Source organism: Acinetobacter sp. YH01019 (assembly GCF_013420285.1).
GTDB classification, from domain to species: Bacteria; Pseudomonadota; Gammaproteobacteria; order Pseudomonadales; family Moraxellaceae; genus Acinetobacter; species Acinetobacter gandensis.
In genome coordinates, this window is the sequence record NZ_VOYM01000135.1 from 1 (window position 1) to 4,129 (window position 4,129).

The 4,129-nt window shown below is 38.4% G+C and carries 3 protein-coding genes and 2 pseudogenes; 2 read left to right on the top strand and 3 right to left on the bottom strand.

Features of this window, described 5'->3' with window-relative positions; all coding sequences use genetic code 11:
• Nucleotides 1-153 (top strand): annotated as a pseudogene (locus tag FTT84_RS17065) (IS5/IS1182 family transposase); the annotation flags it as partial.
• A gap of 56 nt (nucleotides 154-209) precedes the next feature.
• On the opposite strand, the pseudogene FTT84_RS18135 reads toward FTT84_RS17065, so the two are convergent.
• From FTT84_RS18135 to FTT84_RS17075, 3 genes and pseudogenes are all read right to left on the bottom strand, one after another.
• Nucleotides 210-395 (bottom strand): annotated as a pseudogene (locus tag FTT84_RS18135) (hypothetical protein); the annotation flags it as partial.
• A 233-nt stretch (nucleotides 396-628) separates the two neighbouring features.
• Nucleotides 629-2,443 carry a tetratricopeptide repeat protein gene (locus FTT84_RS17070; RefSeq protein WP_180081952.1) on the bottom strand — a complete coding sequence of 605 codons (1,815 nt, stop codon included), beginning with the start codon at nucleotides 2,441-2,443 and terminating at the stop codon, nucleotides 629-631.
• A 114-nt stretch (nucleotides 2,444-2,557) separates the two neighbouring features.
• A complete protein-coding gene (locus FTT84_RS17075; RefSeq protein WP_180058761.1) occupies nucleotides 2,558-3,328 on the bottom strand; it encodes a ThiF family adenylyltransferase in 771 nt (256 codons plus the stop codon).
• Nucleotides 3,329-3,526: 198 nt separating this feature from the next.
• On the opposite strand from FTT84_RS17075, the gene FTT84_RS17080 reads away from it, so the two are divergent.
• The gene (locus tag FTT84_RS17080; RefSeq protein ID WP_180081950.1) at nucleotides 3,527-3,967 is read left to right on the top strand and encodes a GNAT family N-acetyltransferase; all 441 of its coding nucleotides are present in this window, start codon (nucleotides 3,527-3,529) and stop codon (nucleotides 3,965-3,967) included.
• The last annotated feature ends 162 nt before the right edge of the window (nucleotides 3,968-4,129 follow it).

Consider the following 4,129-nt stretch of genomic DNA (forward strand, 5'->3'; position numbering starts at 1 on the left):
TTGGTTGAAACTAAGATGCATTGCATCAAATTATTAGGAGATAAACTCAGTGCAAGGAGTTTTGATAGCCAAGTGAATGAGATCCATGCACGTGTAGCAGTTCTTAACAGATTTACGGAATTAGGTCAACCACTTACCCAAGTTACGCCTTAAATTTGGCTCAATTAGGGGCACTTTGCATTTCAAATCTTTGTGCAACAAAGCCGTTCTAAGGTGGCAGAAGTCGATAGACAGATCAGTTGAACATTTAAACCCTCGCTTAAGGTATGTTCTCCATCAATGCGTTGTAAAAAGACCTGCTGATTTAAATTAGTATTCGAAAATTGGATATGTAAGGCGCGTCTTTGTGGGTTAATACCCAACTTCTCAAGCGCTGAATAAATATTGCTAAGCATAGTTATTATCGAAAATCAATTTTATATAAAATATGCAGCACATTTAATCAAAAAAACCGATATATGCCTAGATTTCAAACGAAGCCTTTGTTTGGCTTTATGTAAACACACAAGCCTTTTTTCAGCTAAATATCGTTATTTTTGAGAAACAAGTCTCAAAGTTTAGATCAAATATAGATACATAAAAAACCAATGCCTAAGCATTGGTTAATTAATTATGATACTGATGAATATTAATTATCGCCTAAAAATGCATGGATATTTTCAAGTTGATCTATGGCATGCACATGTCCTTGCACAGCAGCTTTTTGTAAATATTGCTTTGCAATATTAAGGTCACGCTCTACCCCCTCACCATGTATATACAATCGGCCTAAATGGCTTAATGCATCGGCATTCATTTGTTCAGCGGCTTGTAGATAATAAGCCAGCGCTTTATTTATATCTTTCTTCACACCTAAACCATGCTCATACAGTTGTCCCAATTGAGTCATCGCATCTGCATTATTTTTTTCCACTGCAATATTGAGACATTTTAATGCCATCGATAAATCCTGTGGTATCTGCTTTGCGTCTAAACTTTTTTGCGCTAACGTCGTTAATGCTTGAGCATGTCCTAATTTTGCAGCCTTAGATACTGCAGCTAAGGCCAACCCTGCATCAGCTGTAATCTCATTTAAAGTATTTTCAGTGTATAAGCGATATAAATACCATGCAGCATGCGCTGAGCCCTGTTCAACAGATTTATTTAAATAACTCAAAGCCTTGTCACGGTTTGGCAAAGGATATTCTGCTGTACTGTACAAACGACCAATCACATAGTTTTGATCTGCGACACACTGCATCGGCGTATTCAAATATTCCTCTGCAGCTTGCCCCATTAATTTTTGCGCTTGCGACATATGTTGCGCATGGCCAATACCTTGCAAATAACACATTGCAAGCCCCATTTGATTAAAAAAATTAGGCTGTAGTTGATATGCCATTTTATATAATTCAAATGCTTTTTCAGGGTCATTACTGACTAAATATTTTTCAAAATACAAAGCTGCAATTACAGTAATCGCCATCGCATCTTTTTGCCGCGCAGCTTCAGATAAAAAACTAAACCCCAATTTTTCCTGTTTTTCTAAATGCCATCCATGAAAATGGGCAAGACCCAAAACTCGGTTCGCTGCTGCAATTTTTTGCTCACGTGCTTGATTTAATAAATCATGATACACCCGCTGACGCTGATCAATATCAATTTTCCCCATCAATACGGCTTGGTAATATTCATACAAATCCTGCTTATCTCCCAACAATAAGCAGCGCTTAAGATAGTGCAGTGCTTTTTCTTGATTACTTGGAAAATATTGATCCGATTCGTAGATTTGTTTTAGCAATTGATTGGCAGCTAAATGATCTTGCGCAGCGGCCTCAAATAGATAACCTAAACCCAAACTCAAATTGGGTTCTGTCAAATTCAGATAGTACTGAGCCAATTGATACTGTGAATTGGCATGTCCTTGTGCTGCATTTTTTTCTAATAATTTAAATTGTTGTTGCTCTGTTTGGGTTTGATCGTCTGGATTTAATTCTGCCAAACGATATTGCGCCTCGAGATGACCACGCGCCACCGCATGTCGATACCAATATACTGCCTTTTCAGCGTCAGCATTTGCACCAAATTTTGCTTCCGCCATTTGACCTAAATAATAAGCAGCTTCATCACTGCCTAATTGGAAAGCTTTTTCTAACAGGCTGGTTGCATGCTCAACACTCGCTTCCCGACCTAAGCCTTTTAATTGCATCAATCCCATGGCCACATAGGCTTGTGGTATTTCATGTTGCTTGGCCATGTTTTGATACAACTCATAGGCACGCAGATAATCAGGCTGTACATCTGTGGTTAAACGCTCAGCAAACTTCAGCTGCGCATCCAATTGTTCTAGCCACAAATCATGCCCAACTGCTTTGGCTTGATCACGTTTTACTGGATCTGGTCTTTTCCACATCCAAAACGCCAATGTCAATATCCCCAAAATTAGTATCAGTAAAAACCACATACTTGCCCCAAAAATAATATTTTTTAATTATTCCAACATTGTGTCTGATTTTAATTCTATATACAAAAAAGCACCGCTTTCGGTGCTTTAATTTTTTTCAAAATGCGATAGCAGTCATGCTTTTACACGTTTTACGTCTAATTTTTTCAAAACCTCTGCCACAGCAACCATTGCAAAGCTCGATGTGACCACAACTGCCGAGCCATAACCACCACAGCGCAGTCCTGCACTTGGACATACATCAGCACTAGAAAATGGATTATCAATTGAATATACACAGGTAATGCCAAATTTTTCTTTGGGCTTTTTACAAATGCCTTTACCACGTAACTGTGTACGCAACTTTGCTAACATCGGGTCTTGCTCAGTTTTAGATAAATCCGCCACACGAATTTTTAATGGATCGAGTTTACCGCCTGCACCACCCGAGACAATCAACGGAATTTTATTAAAACGACAATGTAACATGAGGGCGAATTTCGCTTTCACGTCATCAATACAATCTAAAATTAAATCGGGATTGCCGGCTAATATTTCTTTCACATTTTCAGGTGTTAAGTAATCATCAATTAAATTGAGTTTTATCCGTGGGTTAATCGAACGACAGCGTTCAGCCATTACTTCAATTTTTTCATGCCCTAGGGTTGAACTCATAGCGGGTAATTGACGGTTAATATTTGATGCTGCGACCACATCCATATCGACCAAGGTCAGTTCACCAATACCTGTACGTGCCAAAGCTTCAACCGCCCATGAGCCTACACCACCGATCCCAATCACCATGACATGACTTTTTTCATAATGATGAAAACTTTCATCACTATATATTTTGGCTACGCCAGCAAAACGGCGGTCATATTCATCATCTTGGAGCAGTTCAGTCATAGGTATGGAGGCAGTGTTAAATCAGCCGCCATTTTAGCAAACTCACTGCTATTTTTGTTTGATAAAACGCAATTCAGCATACATCGCAATAGAGCTGAATCCGCATCAGGTCTAAATCCATCAAAATAAACATTTACAGCGAATGGAGATCTGCTTTAAAAATATAACCATAGATCAAAAGCTCAAGTGTGTATTGCCATGGACATCCATCCTCTGCTAAATAATTTAAAAATTACCGATGACAAAAATGAAATAGATTTAGATACAGTGCACCGCTTTTTAAGTGATACCTATTGGTCAAAAGATATTCCTAAACATGTGGTGAAAAAAGCGATTGAAAATTCCTTGGCTGTGGCTTTACTTCTCGATGATGAACTCATTGGTTTTGGTCGTGCCATAACGGATTATGCAACATTTGCCTATTTAGCAGATATTTATGTAGCAGATAAGCATCGAGGCCAAGGTTATTCAAAATTGATTGTGAGTACTCTATTTGAAAAATGTGGCTCTGCAAATTTGAGACGCATGCTGCTTGCAACGGCAGATGCACATGGTTTATATCGTCAATTTGGCTTCACTGATTTGGCTCAACCTGCGAATTTCCTTGAGATTCATCAAGCCAACGTCTATCAATGGTAGTGCAAACGCTTCAGATAAAAAAAAGAGGCTTTCGCCATTGCTGTCCCACAATTTTTCACAAGAGGAAGCTCATTTGAGCTTCCTCTTGTTTTATGGGTATTTTATCGGGTGAAAATAAAGCTTTTAAAGTTCTTCTTTCAAACAAATTCACTTGAATTATTC